16 protein-coding genes, 1 pseudogene and 2 riboswitches are annotated in these 14,802 nt (G+C 67.5%); of the genes and pseudogenes, 6 read left to right on the forward strand and 11 right to left on the reverse strand.

The window, feature by feature from the left end; genetic code table 11:
* Nucleotides 1-159 precede the first annotated feature (159 nt).
* Both gcvH and gcvT read right to left on the reverse strand, forming a co-directional pair.
* The gene (gene gcvH, locus MBTS_RS07350) at nucleotides 160-522 is read right to left on the reverse strand and encodes a glycine cleavage system protein GcvH (protein WP_192215332.1); all 363 of its coding nucleotides are present in this window, start codon (nucleotides 520-522) and stop codon (nucleotides 160-162) included.
* 49 nt (nucleotides 523-571) lie between these two features.
* Entirely contained in the window at nucleotides 572-1,702 is a 1,131-nt protein-coding gene (gene gcvT / locus MBTS_RS07355; protein ID WP_056143007.1) for a glycine cleavage system aminomethyltransferase GcvT, read from the reverse strand.
* A 50-nt stretch (nucleotides 1,703-1,752) separates the two neighbouring features.
* A riboswitch (glycine riboswitch) is annotated at nucleotides 1,753-1,854 on the reverse strand.
* Nucleotides 1,855-1,954, reverse strand: a riboswitch (glycine riboswitch). It lies immediately after the preceding riboswitch.
* Nucleotides 1,955-2,111: 157 nt separating this feature from the next.
* Here gcvT and MBTS_RS07360 point away from each other — a divergent pair.
* Nucleotides 2,112-2,873, forward strand: a complete 762-nt coding sequence (locus MBTS_RS07360; RefSeq protein ID WP_192215333.1) for an endonuclease III domain-containing protein — start codon at nucleotides 2,112-2,114, stop codon at nucleotides 2,871-2,873.
* Here the strand turns inward: MBTS_RS07360 and MBTS_RS07365 are convergent.
* Complete coding sequence (locus MBTS_RS07365) at nucleotides 2,870-3,142, reverse strand: type II toxin-antitoxin system Phd/YefM family antitoxin (RefSeq protein WP_238253728.1); 273 nt, start codon at nucleotides 3,140-3,142, stop codon at nucleotides 2,870-2,872. The genes MBTS_RS07360 and MBTS_RS07365 overlap by 4 nt on opposite strands.
* A gap of 222 nt (nucleotides 3,143-3,364) precedes the next feature.
* On the opposite strand from MBTS_RS07365, the gene trpS reads away from it, so the two are divergent.
* The 3 genes from trpS to tam are packed head-to-tail and all read left to right on the forward strand — an operon-like array spanning nucleotide 3,365 to nucleotide 5,943.
* Complete coding sequence (trpS, locus tag MBTS_RS07370; protein ID WP_192215334.1) at nucleotides 3,365-4,435, forward strand: tryptophan--tRNA ligase; 1,071 nt, start codon at nucleotides 3,365-3,367, stop codon at nucleotides 4,433-4,435.
* The gene (locus tag MBTS_RS07375; protein ID WP_192215335.1) at nucleotides 4,435-5,133 is read left to right on the forward strand and encodes a haloacid dehalogenase type II; all 699 of its coding nucleotides are present in this window, start codon (nucleotides 4,435-4,437) and stop codon (nucleotides 5,131-5,133) included. The genes trpS and MBTS_RS07375 overlap by 1 nt, the downstream gene beginning before the upstream one ends.
* Nucleotides 5,134-5,160: 27 nt before the next feature.
* Nucleotides 5,161-5,943, forward strand: coding sequence for a trans-aconitate 2-methyltransferase (tam, locus tag MBTS_RS07380; protein WP_192215339.1), 783 nt, complete (start codon nucleotides 5,161-5,163; stop codon nucleotides 5,941-5,943).
* 148 nt (nucleotides 5,944-6,091) lie between these two features.
* Here the strand turns inward: tam and MBTS_RS07385 are convergent, their stop codons facing one another.
* From MBTS_RS07385 to MBTS_RS07420, 8 genes are all read right to left on the reverse strand, one after another.
* The gene (locus tag MBTS_RS07385; RefSeq protein ID WP_018044186.1) at nucleotides 6,092-6,745 is read right to left on the reverse strand and encodes a pyridoxamine 5'-phosphate oxidase family protein; all 654 of its coding nucleotides are present in this window, start codon (nucleotides 6,743-6,745) and stop codon (nucleotides 6,092-6,094) included.
* A 309-nt stretch (nucleotides 6,746-7,054) separates the two neighbouring features.
* Nucleotides 7,055-8,074, reverse strand: a complete 1,020-nt coding sequence (gene ilvC, locus MBTS_RS07390) for a ketol-acid reductoisomerase (RefSeq protein ID WP_018044187.1) — start codon at nucleotides 8,072-8,074, stop codon at nucleotides 7,055-7,057.
* 27 nt (nucleotides 8,075-8,101) lie between these two features.
* On the reverse strand, nucleotides 8,102-8,746 hold the full coding sequence (locus MBTS_RS07395) for a TetR/AcrR family transcriptional regulator (RefSeq protein WP_147832970.1): 645 nt from the start codon (nucleotides 8,744-8,746) through the stop codon (nucleotides 8,102-8,104).
* 93 nt (nucleotides 8,747-8,839) lie between these two features.
* Nucleotides 8,840-9,478: a glutathione S-transferase family protein gene (locus MBTS_RS07400; protein WP_147832971.1), complete on the reverse strand. Its 639-nt coding sequence runs from the start codon at nucleotides 9,476-9,478 to the stop codon at nucleotides 8,840-8,842.
* Complete coding sequence (locus MBTS_RS07405) at nucleotides 9,475-9,861, reverse strand: type II toxin-antitoxin system PemK/MazF family toxin (protein ID WP_192215336.1); 387 nt, start codon at nucleotides 9,859-9,861, stop codon at nucleotides 9,475-9,477. The genes MBTS_RS07400 and MBTS_RS07405 overlap by 4 nt, the downstream gene beginning before the upstream one ends.
* Complete coding sequence (locus MBTS_RS07410) at nucleotides 9,842-10,126, reverse strand: hypothetical protein (protein ID WP_018044191.1); 285 nt, start codon at nucleotides 10,124-10,126, stop codon at nucleotides 9,842-9,844. The genes MBTS_RS07405 and MBTS_RS07410 overlap by 20 nt, the downstream gene beginning before the upstream one ends.
* Nucleotides 10,127-10,178: 52 nt before the next feature.
* Nucleotides 10,179-10,721, reverse strand: coding sequence for an acetolactate synthase small subunit (ilvN, locus tag MBTS_RS07415; protein WP_018044192.1), 543 nt, complete (start codon nucleotides 10,719-10,721; stop codon nucleotides 10,179-10,181).
* 24 nt (nucleotides 10,722-10,745) lie between these two features.
* Complete coding sequence (locus MBTS_RS07420) at nucleotides 10,746-12,521, reverse strand: acetolactate synthase 3 large subunit (RefSeq protein WP_018044193.1); 1,776 nt, start codon at nucleotides 12,519-12,521, stop codon at nucleotides 10,746-10,748.
* 448 nt (nucleotides 12,522-12,969) lie between these two features.
* Here MBTS_RS07420 and MBTS_RS07425 point away from each other — a divergent pair, with 448 nt between their 5' ends.
* On the forward strand, nucleotides 12,970-14,508 hold the full coding sequence (locus MBTS_RS07425) for a sensor domain-containing diguanylate cyclase (protein ID WP_192215337.1): 1,539 nt from the start codon (nucleotides 12,970-12,972) through the stop codon (nucleotides 14,506-14,508).
* A 121-nt stretch (nucleotides 14,509-14,629) separates the two neighbouring features.
* Nucleotides 14,630-14,802 (forward strand): annotated as a pseudogene (locus tag MBTS_RS23700) (chemotaxis protein CheW); the annotation flags it as partial.

A 14,802-nucleotide genomic window follows, 5' to 3' on the forward strand; every position in this document is an offset into this window, starting at 1 on the left:
CTGTGACTCAGGCCAGGCGCGTCCCTTCACCCCTTGGTGGAAAGGTCAAGAGGGGGGGTGGCGCCGCTTGCCTCCGCAGCTTGAGGGTCACCCAATCACCCCCACCTCCAACTCCTCCCCACAAGGGGGAGGAGGGCGCGTTCTGGGTCGTTCCGAGCGCTACTTCGCGAACGCGGCGTAGGCGGCCTCGTCCATCAATCCGTCGAGGGAGGCGACGTCGTCGAGGCGGAGGCGGTAGAGCCAGCCCGCGCCCTGCGGGTCGGTGCCGATGCTGGCCGGGTCCGACACGGCGGCCTCGTTGACCTCCGTCACCTCGCCCGAGACCGGGGCGAACACGTCGGAGGCGGCCTTCACCGATTCCACCACCGCCGCGGCCTCGCCCTTGACGAGCTTGGCGCCGACCTTGGGAAGCTCGACGAAGACGAGGTCTCCGAGCTGCTCAGCCGCATGGGTGGTGATGCCGATGGTGGCGACATCGCCCTCGATGGCCAGCCACTCGTGCTCGTCCGTGTATTTCAGCATGATGCGCTCCGTGAACAGGTGGTGGGGGAAGTCGGCCGGGGGCCGGGATTCAGCTGCGCTTGAAGCGCGCCGGCACGAAGGGAAGCGCCACGACCGAGACCGGCAGGCGCCGGCCGCGCACTTCCGCGAAGAGGCGGGTGCCGGGCGTCGACAGGGCGGCGGGGACGTAGCCCATGGCGATGGGCGCCTTGAGGCTGGGGCTGAACCCGCCGGAGGTGACCCGGCCGATGGCCTCGCCGGCCTCCTCTGCGACGAGCGCGGCCCCTCCCCGCACCGGGGTCGGGCCCTCCGGCAGCAGGCCGACGCGCCGCGACGCGGGACCGTCACCGATCTCATCGAGGATGCGCTCAGCGCCCGGAAAGCCGCCCGCCCGCGCGCCGCCGTGGCGGCGGACCGGCTGGATCGCCCAGGTCAGGCCGGCCTCGACCGGGCTCGTCCCGGCATCGATATCGGCTCCGTGCAGGCACAGGCCGGCTTCCAGCCGCAGGGAATCGCGTGCGCCGAGGCCCACCGGCTCCACGTCCTCGTCCTGCAGCAATGCCTCGGCGACCGCATCCGCGGCATCCTCGGGGAGAGAAATCTCGAACCCGTCCTCCCCGGTATAGCCGGAGCGGCTGACGAGGGCGGACGCGCCGAGGAGCTCCACCCAGGTCACGTCAAGGAAGCGCATGGCGGCGGTCTCGGGGGCGAGCCGTGCCAGGGCGCTCTCCGCCAGCGGCCCCTGGAGGGCGAGGAGCGCCCGGGGCAGCACCGTGATCTCGCACAGGCCGGTGAGATGAGCGCGAAGATGGGCCTCGTCCGCCACCTTGTTGGCTGCGTTGACGACCAGGATCAGGCTGTCGTCGAGGCGCGCGACCATGAGGTCGTCGAGGATGCCGCCGGTGTCATCGGTGAGGAAACCGTAGCGCTGCCGGCCGGGCGCCAGCCCCAGCACGTCGATGGGCAGGAGGGTTTCGAGGGCGCGGGCGAGGTCCGCCATGCCGCCCGGACCCGGCTTCAGCCGGATCTGGCCCATATGCGACACGTCGAACAGACCGGCCGCCTTGCGGGTGTGCAGGTGTTCGGCGATCAGGCCCGCCGGATAATGGAGCGGCAGCGCATAACCCGCGAAGGGCACCATGCGGGCGCCGTGGCGCAGATGGAGCGCGTGAAGCGGTGTGCTGGAAGCGTCGAGCGGCATCTGGTCATCCCATGACAGAACGGCTCCGGATGCTCGATCGAGCGATCCGGCTACCCCCATCTGTCACGGTTACCTGAGAGCTTCTCCCGCCCCGGGAAGGGTGGGATTTCTCCTTCGGTGGACGCCCGCGAAGGCGCCTCTCTCCAGATTGTCAAAACGAAGCGGTGATTGTGCCTGAGAGTTTCCGGGGGTGGTTGCTCCGTCGGCGCCATGACCGGTTGGTACCGGCCTGGGCTCTCCCGCTTCGTCATTCGCTGACGGACAAAGCCTCGCATGACCTTCGCCGGGGCGCAAGGTTCGGGCTTTCACCTTGGCGCAACTGTCAGTCCATTGCACGATACTGCCGCCCTGCGGCACGTCCTCTCGCGCCGGATCGGAACCGGCGGGACTCGGCGCGGATTCCGTCGTCATGGCCATCACCTCCGGGCACGACCTCGCCGGCCCCCGCCCCCGGCAGACCAAGCGATCCGTCCCCCTCGCGGATGCGAGCCTGACGGACAAGGCGCTGGAGATCCATCGCCGGCTCTGCCCGGTCTACGGCTGCCCGATTCCGTATTTCCACAGCCTCGATCCCTTGAGCGAACTCGTCTCCTCGCTCCTGTCGCACCGCACCCGGAACGCCGAGTCCGGTCGCGCCTTCAAGGCGTTGCGGGCACGCTACCCGGATTGGGCCGACCTCGTGGGCGCGCCCGTGGAGGAGATCGAGGCCACCATCTCCGGCGTGACATGGCCGGAACTGAAGGCGCCCCGCATCCGCGCCGTCCTGGCGGCGGTGGCCGAGCGTCACGGCGCCCTCTCCCTCGATTTCCTGAAGGAGATGGAGGTCGACGCGGCGCGCTCGTGGCTCGAAGCGATCCCCGGAGTGGGGCCGAAGACCAGTGCGGCCGTGCTCTCGTTCAGCCTGCTGCGGATGCCGGCGCTGCCGGTGGACAGCCACCACCACCGGGTGGCGCAACGCACCGGCCTCATCGGCCCGAAGGTCGATGTCGGCCCGTCTCATCCGATCCTGCGGGCGCAACTTCCGGCGGAGTGGAGCGCGCAGGATCTCTACGACAACCACGAGATCCTGATGCTCCACGGCCAGGCCGTGTGCCACCACCGCAATCCGGCGTGCGGGAAGTGCGTGCTGCTGGACATCTGCCCGACCGGGCAGGCACGGGAGCGGGGTTAGGCGGTAGCGGCGGGGCTACCGCTTGGCGGCTCCGTACAAGGCACTTCGCCGGAGCGGGCTTTCACGATGGCTGCCAGCACGTCGTCGTCGATGGCGTCCATCATGGCCTCGAAGGTCTCCGGCGGGACCATGTAGCCCATGACGCGGTTGTGGTTCAGGATCGCCACCGGTGCTCCGTCGGCACGGTTCATCACCGATGTCGGACTCTTCTTCAGCTCCGACACACTCACCGCCACATCGGCCATGATACTCTGCAGCCGAGCTTCCATTCGCCACCTCACCGCCTGCCGCCTCGCTGGAATGGCCAAGGCGATCTAGCTTCGATACCAAATTGCGTACGAAAGTTCGACCATTTTTTGGTTCGGTGCGCCGAGTGCCGCCAAACCGTGCACCTTGACCACCCATGGTGAGCCGTTCAGAACGCAAACGTCGGTGCCCTGATCCGAGCGTCGGGCTTCTCCCTCGCCATCACGCCATAGGAACCACGCGCGATGACCGCGTTCACAGAGCTCGTGTTCTCGGGCGTACAGCCCACGGGCAACCTGCATCTCGGCAATTACCTCGGCGCCATCAAGCGCTTCGTGGAGATGCAGGAGCGCGAGGCGCAATGCCTCTACTGCGTCGTCGACATGCACGCGATCACCCTGTGGCAGGATCCGGCCGCGCTGAAGGGCCAGATCCGCGAAGTCACCGCCGCCTTCCTCGCCGCCGGCATCGATCCGAAGCGCAGCATCGTCTTCAACCAGAGCCAGGTGCCGGCCCATGCCGAGCTCGCCTGGATCTTCAACTGCGTCGCCCGCCTCGGCTGGCTGAACCGCATGACCCAGTTCAAGGACAAGGCCGGCAAGGACCGGGAGAACGCGAGCGTCGGGCTCTACGCCTATCCGGTGCTGATGGCCGCCGACATCCTGGCCTACCGCGCCACCCACGTGCCGGTGGGCGAGGACCAGAAGCAGCATCTCGAACTGACCCGCGACATCGCGCAGAAGTTCAACAACGACTTTTCCGAGTCGATCTCCGCCCACGGGCACGATGCGGGCGCGGGCTTCTTCCCGATCACCGAGCCGCTGATCGGCGGCCCGGCCGCCCGCGTCATGTCCCTGCGGGACGGTACCAAGAAGATGTCGAAGTCGGACCCCTCCGACAATTCGCGCATCAACCTCACCGACGAGGCGGATACCATCGCCAACAAGGTGCGCAAGGCCAAGACCGATCCCGAGCCCCTGCCCTCCGAGACGGCGGGTCTCGCCGCGCGGCCAGAGGCCGACAACCTCGTGGGCATCTTCGCGGCGCTGAAGGGCGTCGCCCGCGACGAGGTGCTGGCCGATTACGGCGGCGCCCAGTTCTCGGCCTTCAAGGGGGCGCTGGTGGAGCTCGCGGTGGAGACGCTGGCACCGATCGCCTCCGAGATGAAGCGCCTCGTGGCCGATACCGACTATATCGACTCCGTCCTCGCCGACGGCTCCGAGCGCGCCGAGGCCATCGCGGCCCCGACGCTGGATGCGGTGAAGGACATCGTCGGCTTCGTCCGCCGCGGGCCGCGGTTGCGGACCGTCCGGTAATGATCCGGGCGCTCGTCTTCGACGTCTTCGGGACGCTCGTCGACTGGCGCTCCGGAGTGGCCCGCGAGGCCGCACGCCTGCTCGGCGCGGAGGTGCCCACCCTCGATGCCGGCGCTTTCGCGGATGCGTGGCGCCGGCGCTACGGGCCTTCGTTGGAGACCGTGCGTTCGGGGGCCCGACCCTTCGTGGACCTCGATACCCTCCATGCGGACTCCCTGCCCCTCGTCCTGGCCGAGTTCGGCATCGTCGGCGTGTCGGATGCCACACAGCGGGAACTGGTCCAGGCCTGGCACCGGCTCGATGCCTGGCCCGACGTACCGCATGCCCTGCGGCGTCTTCGGACGCGCCACCTCCTGGCGCCAAACTCGAACGGTCATATCCGGCTGATGGCCGACCTCGCCCGCCGCAACGGGCTGATTTTCGATGCGATCCTGGGTGCCGGCCATTCCCGCGATTACAAGCCGAAACCGGCCCTCTATCGCGATGCGGTGGCGGCCTTCGGCTTCGCTCCGGCGGAGACCTTGATGGTCGCCGCCCATTCGGGCGACCTCGCGGCCGCGGCGAGCCACGGCCTGTCCACCGCCCATATCGCCCGCCCGCGCGAGAACGGGCCGGGCGGTGGCGAAACGGCGCCCAATGTTCCGGTCACCTACGCGGCCCGGGACCTCACGGATCTGGCCGACCAGCTCGGCTGCTGACGACGACGGAGCGGAAGGGTGAGCACGATGGCCGATTGGAACCCCGCCCTCTACACCCGCTTCGAGGACCAGCGCACCCGTCCGGCGGCCGAGCTCCTGGCCCGCGTGCCGCTCGAAGCCCCCCGCCTCGTCTACGATCTCGGCTGCGGCCCCGGCAATTCCACCGCGCTCATCACCGCACGCTTTCCCGAAGCGGAGGTGATCGGCCTCGATACCTCACCGGCGATGCTGGAGCGGGCGAGGAGCCGCCTGCCCGGCCTCGCCTTCGTACTGGCCGATGCGGCGACCTGGATCCCCGAGCGGGCGCCGGACCTGATCTACGCCAACGCCGTGCTGCAATGGCTGCCCGACCACCCGGTGCTCCTGCCCCGGCTCCTCGGCCTCGTGGCACCCGGCGGCGTGCTCGCCGTGCAGATGCCCGACAACCTCGCCGAGCCCTCGCACCGCCTGATGCGCGAGGTAGCGGGTGCCGGTCCCTGGGCCGGGGCCATCGGCGATCCGGCCGTGGCCGGGCGGCTCGGGCGGATGCTGGAGCCGGCCGGCTATTACGACCTGCTGGCGCCGCTCGCGGCCGGGGTCGATGTGTGGCGCACCGCCTATCACCACCCGATGGCGGATGCCGCCGCCATCGTCGAATGGGTCAGGGCGACCGGGCTCCGGCCCTTCCTGGACCCGCTGGACCCCGAGGACACGGCCGGGTTCCTCGCCGCCTATGCGACGGCGATCGATGAGGCTTATCCGCCGCGCAGCGACGGGCGACGCCTGCTCGCCTTCCCGCGGGTCTTCATCGTCGCCCGCCGGGAGGACTAAGCAGGTTCGCAAAAGTGGTCGCCGGTTTTGCGTCCTAAAACCTGCGATACTTCAAGGGCCTAAGCGAGGTGAAGCGTTGGCTTGCCAACGCGAACCTGCTTGGCGCACCGCCCCGGATACGATGGCCGGGACGGTGCTCGGCCGGGCTTCAGCTTTCGCCGCGCGCCACCCGTGCCTCGTATTCCGGCAGGGCGAGCTGGCCTTCCTTCTCGACCCGCGCCTTGTCCTCGTCCGAGATCACGTCACCGACCATGTCGAGACGCTTCCACAGGGCGAGCGGCGTCTCCTTGTCGGGGCGCGGCACGTATTTGTTCTGGGACACCTTCTGATACTTGTGGATGTAGCGCGGGCAGTTGACCCAGGCCTTCGTCACCTCGATCTTCACGAGGTACTTGGCCTCGGTGTACTCGGCCATCAGCGGATCGTCGCGCAGCATCCGGGCGTGGCCCTGGACGCGGACACGGTGCGGGGTCTCGAAATCGATGAACAGCAGCCCGACCTTGGACTGACCCTCGATGTTGCCCATCGAGTACCACATGCCGTTCCCGTCCAGCCCGGGGAAGACCAGCGTGTTGGCGTCGAGCACCTTCACGAAGCCGGTGCTGCCGCCCTTGTACGAGACGGTGGGCATGCCGTCGGGATCGACCGTGGACAGGAAGAACATGTCGCGGCTGCCGATGAAGGCGGCCTCGTCGGGGCCGATCTCGTCATGCACCCAGCCGGTGTCGAGACGCTCGGCGAGCTTGACGGTGTTGTACTCTTCCTGAAGCGCGCGGTGCTCGTCGTAATAGAGCGAAGCCATGGGTGTCCTCCAACCTTCGGCCGCTCTCAGATGGGCAGCCGTTACGGAGCATGATCGCCGGATTTTCCTGAGAGTACAACGGGGGCAGCTCGTCCTTCTTCCCTTTGCGGGAGACGATGGCCCGCGAGCCAAGTCGGATGAGGGGAGCGCCATTTCCGGAAGCGTCGTCCCCTCTCCCGGTCGCTCCGCGACCACCCTCCCCCGCAATGGGGGAGGGTCGACCCAAACAAAAAGCCGGCCCCGCTCGCACGAGGCCGGCTTTCTCCGCGAGGGGGCGACCGAGCGAAGCCCGGCCGCCCATCACAAAAATCAGTTCTTGGACTTGTCGACCAGGGCCTTCTCGGAGATCCACGGCATCATGCCACGGAGCTTCGAGCCGACTTCCTCGATCGGGTGACGGGCGAGCTTGGCGCGGGTGGCCTTGAACGAGGTCTGGCCGACCTTGTTCTCCAGCATCCAGTCGCGGGTGAACTTGCCCGACTGGATGTCGTCCAGCACGCGCTTCATTTCGGCCTTGGTCTCGCTCGTGACGATGCGCGGGCCGGTGACGTACTCGCCGTACTCGGCGGTGTTGGAGATCGAGTAGTTCATGTTGGCGATGCCGCCCTCGTAGATGAGGTCGACGATGAGCTTCACTTCGTGGAGGCACTCGAAATAGGCCATCTCGGGAGCGTAGCCGCCCTCGACCAGGGTCTCGAAGCCGGCCTTGATGAGCTCGACGAGGCCGCCGCACAGCACGGCCTGCTCGCCGAACAGGTCGGTCTCGCACTCTTCCTTGAAGGTGGTCTCGATGATGCCGGCGCGGCCGCCGCCATTGGCCGAAGCGTAGGACAGGCCGAGATCGTGCGCGTTGCCGGAAGCGTCCTGCGCGATGGCGATCAGGGTCGGCACGCCGCCGCCCTTGAGGTACTCGCCGCGCACGGTGTGGCCGGGGCCCTTGGGGGCGACCATGAGCACGTCGAGATCCTTGCGGGGCTCGATGAGGTTGAAGTGGACGTTGAGGCCGTGGGCGAACAGGAGGGCGGCGCCCTGCTTCATGTTCGGCTCGAGCGACTCCTTGTAGATGTCGCCCTGCAACTCGTCCGGGGTCAGCATCATGACGACGTCGGCTTGGCGGGCGGCGTCGGCGACGTTCATCACCGTGAAGCCCTCGTGCTCCGCCTTCTTGGCGGTGGCCGAGCCTTCGCGGAGTGCGATGACGATGCCCTTCACGCCGGAATCGCGCAGGTTGAGGGCGTGGGCATGGCCCTGGCTGCCGTAGCCGACGATGACGACCTTCTTGCCCTTGATCAGGTTGAGGTCGGCGTCACGATCGTAATAGACCCGCATGGTTGAATGTCCTCTTCGCGTGGGGTGTCAGGGTCGGGCCTGGCCGTAGAGGGCCAGGAACTGGTCGACGGCGCGGGCCGCGTCGCGTCGGATCTCGGCGGCGTCGAGGTCGAGCGCGTCGCCGAGGAGAAGTCGGATCTGGATGTCGCGCCCGACCAGACCGAAGAAGGTCCGGAAGGCGGTCTCGCCGTCCTCATAGGCGAGGAGCCCGGCCGCACGGCCCGCTTCCAGCACGGGCTTGACCCGCCCGCCAATGGCCAGCCGCCCGTTCGCCAGCACGATGGCGCCGAGGTTGCCCTTGCGCGAGCCGGCATGCGCGATGGCGATGCGGTTCAGCACCACCGAGGTACGGCCCGCGATCACATCGAGCCAGGTCACGGCGAAATCGAGCAGGCGCTCCCGCAGGGTCGCCGCATCGAGCACGCCCGCCGCGTCGCGCCCCGCATGGACGCGCGAGGCCTGCCAGCGCACCGTAGCGGTGAGGAGACCGTCCCGGTCCCCGAACCATTTGTACAGGGTTTCCTTCGAGCAACTCGCCCGGCGGGCGACCGCGTCCATGGTGAGCTGGTCGCCCTCCTCGACGAGGAGAGCGAGCACGGCATCGAGCACCGCCTGTTGGCGGGCCGAGGGGACCTCCTGCCCCGTCTCGTCGCGTGCGACCGTCGCGCTCATGCTTCCAGACAACCAGTACCGTACCGTACGGTACGCAGCGGCATAATCCGGTTTTGCGTCCCGAACAAGAGGCGGTGTGCCCCCGGTCGAACCTTATTCAGGCAGTTTGAGGCCTTCGCGGGCGAACACGGCCTGCACGGCGGGCCGCGCCGCCATGGCGCGGGCATGCGCGGTCCAATGGGGAAAGCGCTCCGCCATGTCGAAGCCGAGCGCCGGGCCGCGGCCCCAGGTCCAGAACAGCAGCAGGTAGGGATCGGCGACGCTGTAGGCTTCGCCGACGGCCCAGCCGCCGTTGGAGAGCTTGACCTCGGTCATAGTGAAGAGGTCGCCGCAGGTCTCGACGCCCTTGGCCTGGATGCCCGGGAAGGCCGTCTCATCGCTCGTGTAGCGCTCGGCCCGGCGGATATGCGCGTAGGCGATATGATGGCCGGTGGAGAGCCAGCCCAGCCATTCGTCGACCCGCGCCTGATCGCGGGGCGCCTGCGGCCACAGGCCGGCCTGCGGATGACTGCGCGCGATGTGGCGCAGGATGGCGGTGTTCTCGGTGAGCACCCAATCCTCCTCGACCAGCGCCGGCACGCGGCCGCGCTCGTTGACGGCGAGGTATTCGGCCGCCCGCTGGTCGCCCTTTGCGAGGTCGAGCCGCACGGTTTCGTAGGGCGCTCCCGTTTCCTCGAGGGCGATGTGGGAGGCGAGCGAGCAGGCGCCGGGGGCGTAGTAGAGGGTGGTCATGGAGCTGAGCTTTCCTCGGTCTCACTATCGAATTGCAAGCCGATCAACGCTGCCACCTTGGCGCGGACTTCCGCGAGTATGGGATCGGGGACTGTCCCGAGGGAGCGGAGGATGCGCGCTCTGCGGTCGATAGAACGCACCTGATCGGCGAGGACTGCGCCGTCAGCGCCTAACCCCTCCGGCAAAAAGACTTTCGTCGGCCAGGGATCGCGATTGCGGGTGACCGGGCAGATGATGATCCGCCGGGTCAGCGTGTTCATCTCCAGGGTCGAGACAATGAGGACCGGTCGCTTTCCGCGTTGCTCGGTTCCGAGAACGGGGTCGAGATCGACGAGGATCAGGTCACCCGGCTCATGCGGCCGATCAGCGGGGATCGTCATCATTGATGATCTCGGAACCGACATCCGGTCCCCAATCGACGGTCGGAGGCTCGAAATCAGGCCCGAGTCTCCTCATCTCCGCAGCCATTTCCGCCATCGTGAAGACGGGGAACCCGTTGACGTAACGGCGGGCGGGCGGAGGCGCGAGGGGGGCAGGCACCGGATCGATGTCCACTTCCTGCCCCTCGACGAGACCGAGCTTCCGCACGTCCTCTCGGGTCACTGAGAGGACGAAATCGTCCCCACTCCGTTCCAGCCTCGCTCTCATCGCATCATCCCCGGCACATCTCCGGCACGTTATCACCGTCGGCGAAAAAGCCTCACATCGCCTCGGAGCCACGCCCCATGGCCGCGATGCCGGTGCGGGAGATCTCCACGAGGCCGATCACCGTCATCAGGCCGATGAAGCGGTCGATCTCCTCGGTGGTGCCGGTGACCTCGAACACGAAGGAGTTCAGGGTTGCGTCCAGGGTCTTGGCGCCGAAGGCGGCGGCGAGGGTGAGCGATTCGGTGCGGTGCTCACCGGTACCCGCCACCTTGACGAGGCAGAGCTCACGCTCGAGGGCCTTGCCCTGGAGCGTGAGGTCGACGACCCGGTGCACGGGCACGAGCCGGTCGAGCTGAGCCTTGATCTGCTGGATCACCGCATCGGTGCCGGCGGTGACGATGGTGATGCGCGAGATGTGGCGCGCCACCTCGGTCTCCGACACCGTCAGGCTCTCGATGTTGTAGCCGCGTCCCGAGAACATCCCCGCGATCCGCGCGAGGACGCCCGGCTCGTTGTCGACGATGACCGCGAGGGTGTGCCGGTTGATCGGCTCGACCCGACCGGCATCGGGGTAGTGCGTGTTCATGGCGTTCATGACGTCTCTCCTCCGTGCCGTCGGTCAGACCAGCATCTTGCCTTCCTCGGAGATCACGTCGCCGAGGTCCATTCCGGTCTCGCCGAGGTAGTCGGAGAGCAGCATCTCGTTGTGCGCCTTGCCCGACGGGATCATCGGGAAGCAGTTCTCTTTCTTGTCGACGATGCAATCGAAGATGACCGGGCCGTCATGGGCCAGCATCTCGGCGATCGCCCCGTCGAGCTCGCCCGGCTTGTCGCAGCGCATTCCCTTGGCGCCGTAGGCCTCCGCCAGCTTGACGAAGTCCGGCAGGCTTTCCGAATAGCTCTGCGAATAGCGCGAGCCGTGCAGCAACTCCTGCCACTGCCGCACCATGCCCATATACTCGTTGTTCAGGATGAAGATCTTGACCGGCAGGCGATACTGCACGGCGGTCGACATCTCCTGGATGTTCATCAGGATCGAGGCCTCGCCGGCGATGTCGATGACGAGACCGTCCGGATTGGCGAGCTGGGTGCCGATGGCCGCGGGCAGGCCGTAGCCCATGGTGCCGAGGCCGCCCGAGGTCATCCAGCGGTTCGGCTCGTCGAACTTGAAGTACTGCGCCGCCCACATCTGATGCTGGCCGACCTCCGTGGTGATGAAGGTCTTCCGGTCCTTGCAGGCCTCATAGAGGCGCTGCACCGCGTATTGCGGCTTGATGATCGTGCCCGACGGCCAATAGGCGAGGCAGTCCCGCGCCTTCCACGTGCGGATCTTGGCCATCCACTCGTCGAAGCGGCCCTGGTCGGGGCGCTTGGGCAGGGCCTTCCAGGCCGCGAGCATGTCTTCGAGCACCGAGCCGCAATCGCCGACGATGCCGATATCGACCTTGACCACCTTGTTGATCGAGGAGGCGTCGACGTCGATGTGGATCTTCTTGGAGAAGGGCGAGAACGCGTCGAGACGGCCGGTGATGCGGTCGTCGAACCGGGCACCGATACAGACCATCACGTCGCATTCATGCATGGCGAGGTTGGCCTCGTAGGTCCCGTGCATGCCCAGCATGCCCAGGAACTGCGGGTTCGAGGCCGGGAAGGCGCCCAGACCCATCAGGGTCGAGGTGACGGGAAAGCCGGTGACCTCCGCCAGCTGGCGCAGGAGCGCCGAGGCGTGCGGGCCGGAATTGATGACGCCGCCGCCGGTATAGAGGACCGGACGGCGGGCATTCGCCATCAGCTCGACGGCCGACTGGATCGCCTGCGCGTCGCCCTTGAAGGCGGGGCGGTAGGTCTTGTGGCCGTTATGGGTGGGGCGCTCGTAGATCCCGCTCGCGAACTGGATGTCTTTCGGCAGATCGACCACGACGGGGCCCGGCCGTCCGTTCGAGGCGACGAAGAAGGCCTCGTGCAGGATGCGCGGCAGGTCGTCGATCGATTTGACCAGGTAATTGTGCTTCGTGCAGTGGCGGGTGATGCCGACCGTGTCGCATTCCTGGAACGCATCGGTGCCGATCAGGTGCGTCGGAACCTGGCCGGTGATGCAGACGAGGGGGATCGAATCCAGCATCGCGTCGGTGAGCCCGGTGACGATGTTGGTGGCGCCGGGGCCGGACGTGACGAGGACGCAACCGACCTTGCCCGACGAGCGGGCATAGCCCTCGGCCGCATGGACCGCGCCCTGCTCGTGCCGGACGAGGACGTGCTTCAGTTCTTCCTGGTGGAAGAGGGCATCGTAGATCGGCAGCACCGCACCGCCCGGATACCCGAACAGCGTATCGACACCCTGATCCCGGAACGCCCGGATGACCATTTCGGCCCCGGTCATGACCTCGCCGCTCATCGTCCTGCTCCTCAAAACCTGATTGAACCCAGTGTCAAACGTCTCGTCGCGGCAACAAAAAAGGGTCCCGAAGGACCCTGCATGCGCCACCATCCGGATCACGGCCCCTGTATCAGGGCCGCCCGGTCGGTGGCGCTTCCGTTACGATAAGGATGACCCGCATGGGAAAACCGAAACCTCGCCGTTCGTCGGTCTGACGAATCGTAAACTCGTGCCAGCCGGTTTAAACAGGTCCGAGGGTCCGGTCAACGCCGTTCGAGGCAAGATAATGCCTCGCACGGCCACCGTGAGGTCAGGCCGTCGGTCCTCGTGATGACAGTCCACCCGGATTCAAACCCTGAGTGTTTGCTTGCCTATGGATCGCGCACTAGGTGCTGAGGCACTGAGGGTCGGGGGCTAGCGCACGAGACCCCGGACTACCTGAAGACGTTCGTGCCGCAGGCTGTCCATGGGCCTCAAGCTTCGCCTCGGCCGGTTCACATGGTCCGCCCGGACCTGGATCGTGCTCGGTGTTCTCGCGCCGATCGGCATGCTGATCACCTCCGGGGTGATGCTGCTCGACATGCGGCGCGACGCCTGGGACAAGGCCGAGCAGACCTCGCGAAACCTGCTTCGGGTCATCGAGCGCGACATCGCCCGCAATTTCGAGATCATCGACCTGTCGATTCAGGGCGTCGTCGACGGCCTGAACGTGCCGGGCGTACGAGACGTCAGCCCCGAATTGCGGCAGCTGATCCTCTTCGACCGTGCCGCCAGCGCCCGGGACATGGGGGTGATGCTCGTCCTCGACGAGAACGGAGACACCGTCATCGACGCCGCGTCGGTGACGCCGCGCAAGCTCAACAATTCCGATCGCGACTACTTCAAGGCGCAGAAGGCCCGGGCCGATCTCGGCCTCTACATCAGCGCTCCCGTCGTCTCGCGCCTATTGGGGACGCCGGTGCTGGTCCTGAGCCGCCGCATCAACAAGCCGGACGGATCCTTCGGCGGCATCGTGCTGGGCTCGCTGAGCCTGTCCTACTTCCACAGGCTGTTCGATCGGATCGGTCTCGGCCCGTATGGTGCGATCAACCTGTATCGCTCCGACGGCATGCGCATCGTCCGCCATCCTTATCTGGAGAGTGATATTGGCAGCTCCATCGCCGGGACCCCGACATTCGAACGGTTCCGGCGGGAGGGCAGCGGCAGCTTCGTGGGGACATCGCCCCGCGACGGCAGCGAGCGGCACTTCGCCTTCACCCGCATCGGCGACCTGCCCTTCATCCTCAACGTCACCCTGTCGGCTTACGAGATCGAGGCGGAGTGGCGCGGGAAGGCCCTCGTCATCAGCCTCATCGTGGTTCTGCTGTGCGGCCTGACCATCGGCCTCTCCCTCCTGTTCTGGCGAGAGCTGCGCCGCCGCGCCGCGATCCAGGCGGAACTGGAGCGCCTGTCTCGAACCGACATGCTCACCGGATTGCCCAACCGCCGCGCGTTCGAGGAGATGGTCGCCCGGTTGTGGACGAGCGCCCGCCTTCAGGGAACGCCGTTCTCGCTCCTCGTGGTCGATGCGGACCATTTCAAGCGCTACAACGACCGCCATGGTCACGCCGTCGGCGACAGGGTGCTCCAGGGCATCGGCCGCTGCCTGTCCGCCAGCCTGCGTCGTGCCGGGGACATCGTCTGCCGGGTCGGTGGCGAAGAGTTCGTCCTGCTGCTGCCGAATGCCGATGGGGCCGCCGCCCTCGGCGCGGCCGAGCGCGTTCATGCGCGGATGTCGACCCTGTCGGTTCCGTCGGCGGAGATCGAAGCGGGCGCGATCACCGTCAGCGTCGGCGTGGCCAGCGCCCTGCCCTCTGCGGGCGGCTCCACGGACCCGTTCGACCTCTACCGGCGAGCCGATGCCGCCCTCTATGCGGCCAAGGCCGCCGGCCGGAACCGGACCTGCTGCGCCGCCCCGGAAGGTGCCGCGCATCCCCCGGCCGCGCCACACGGCGTCGCGGACTGATCCGGCTCGGCACGACCGGTGGCGGAGCGAAAACTCCGGTCCCTGAAAACCGAATCCGTTTGCGTGGTTCTCCGGCATCGTCCTATCTGGGGCGAACCTCCCATCATGCCTTCCGGGACCGATGCCCCCGACCGCGACGACGGCCTTCCTGATCCTCGACGTGGCTGGCACCGCCTGCGCCCTGGCCCGGACCTGCGTGAGCGAGGTGCTGCCGTTGCCCCGGCTGCACCGGCAATCCGCCACGGCGGGCATGCTCGCGGGCTTCCTCAACCTCGGCGGTGCCAGCCACGTCGA

The sequence above is a fragment of the Methylobacterium bullatum genome (assembly GCF_014845095.1).
Classification (GTDB): Bacteria; Pseudomonadota; Alphaproteobacteria; order Rhizobiales; family Beijerinckiaceae; genus Methylobacterium; species Methylobacterium bullatum.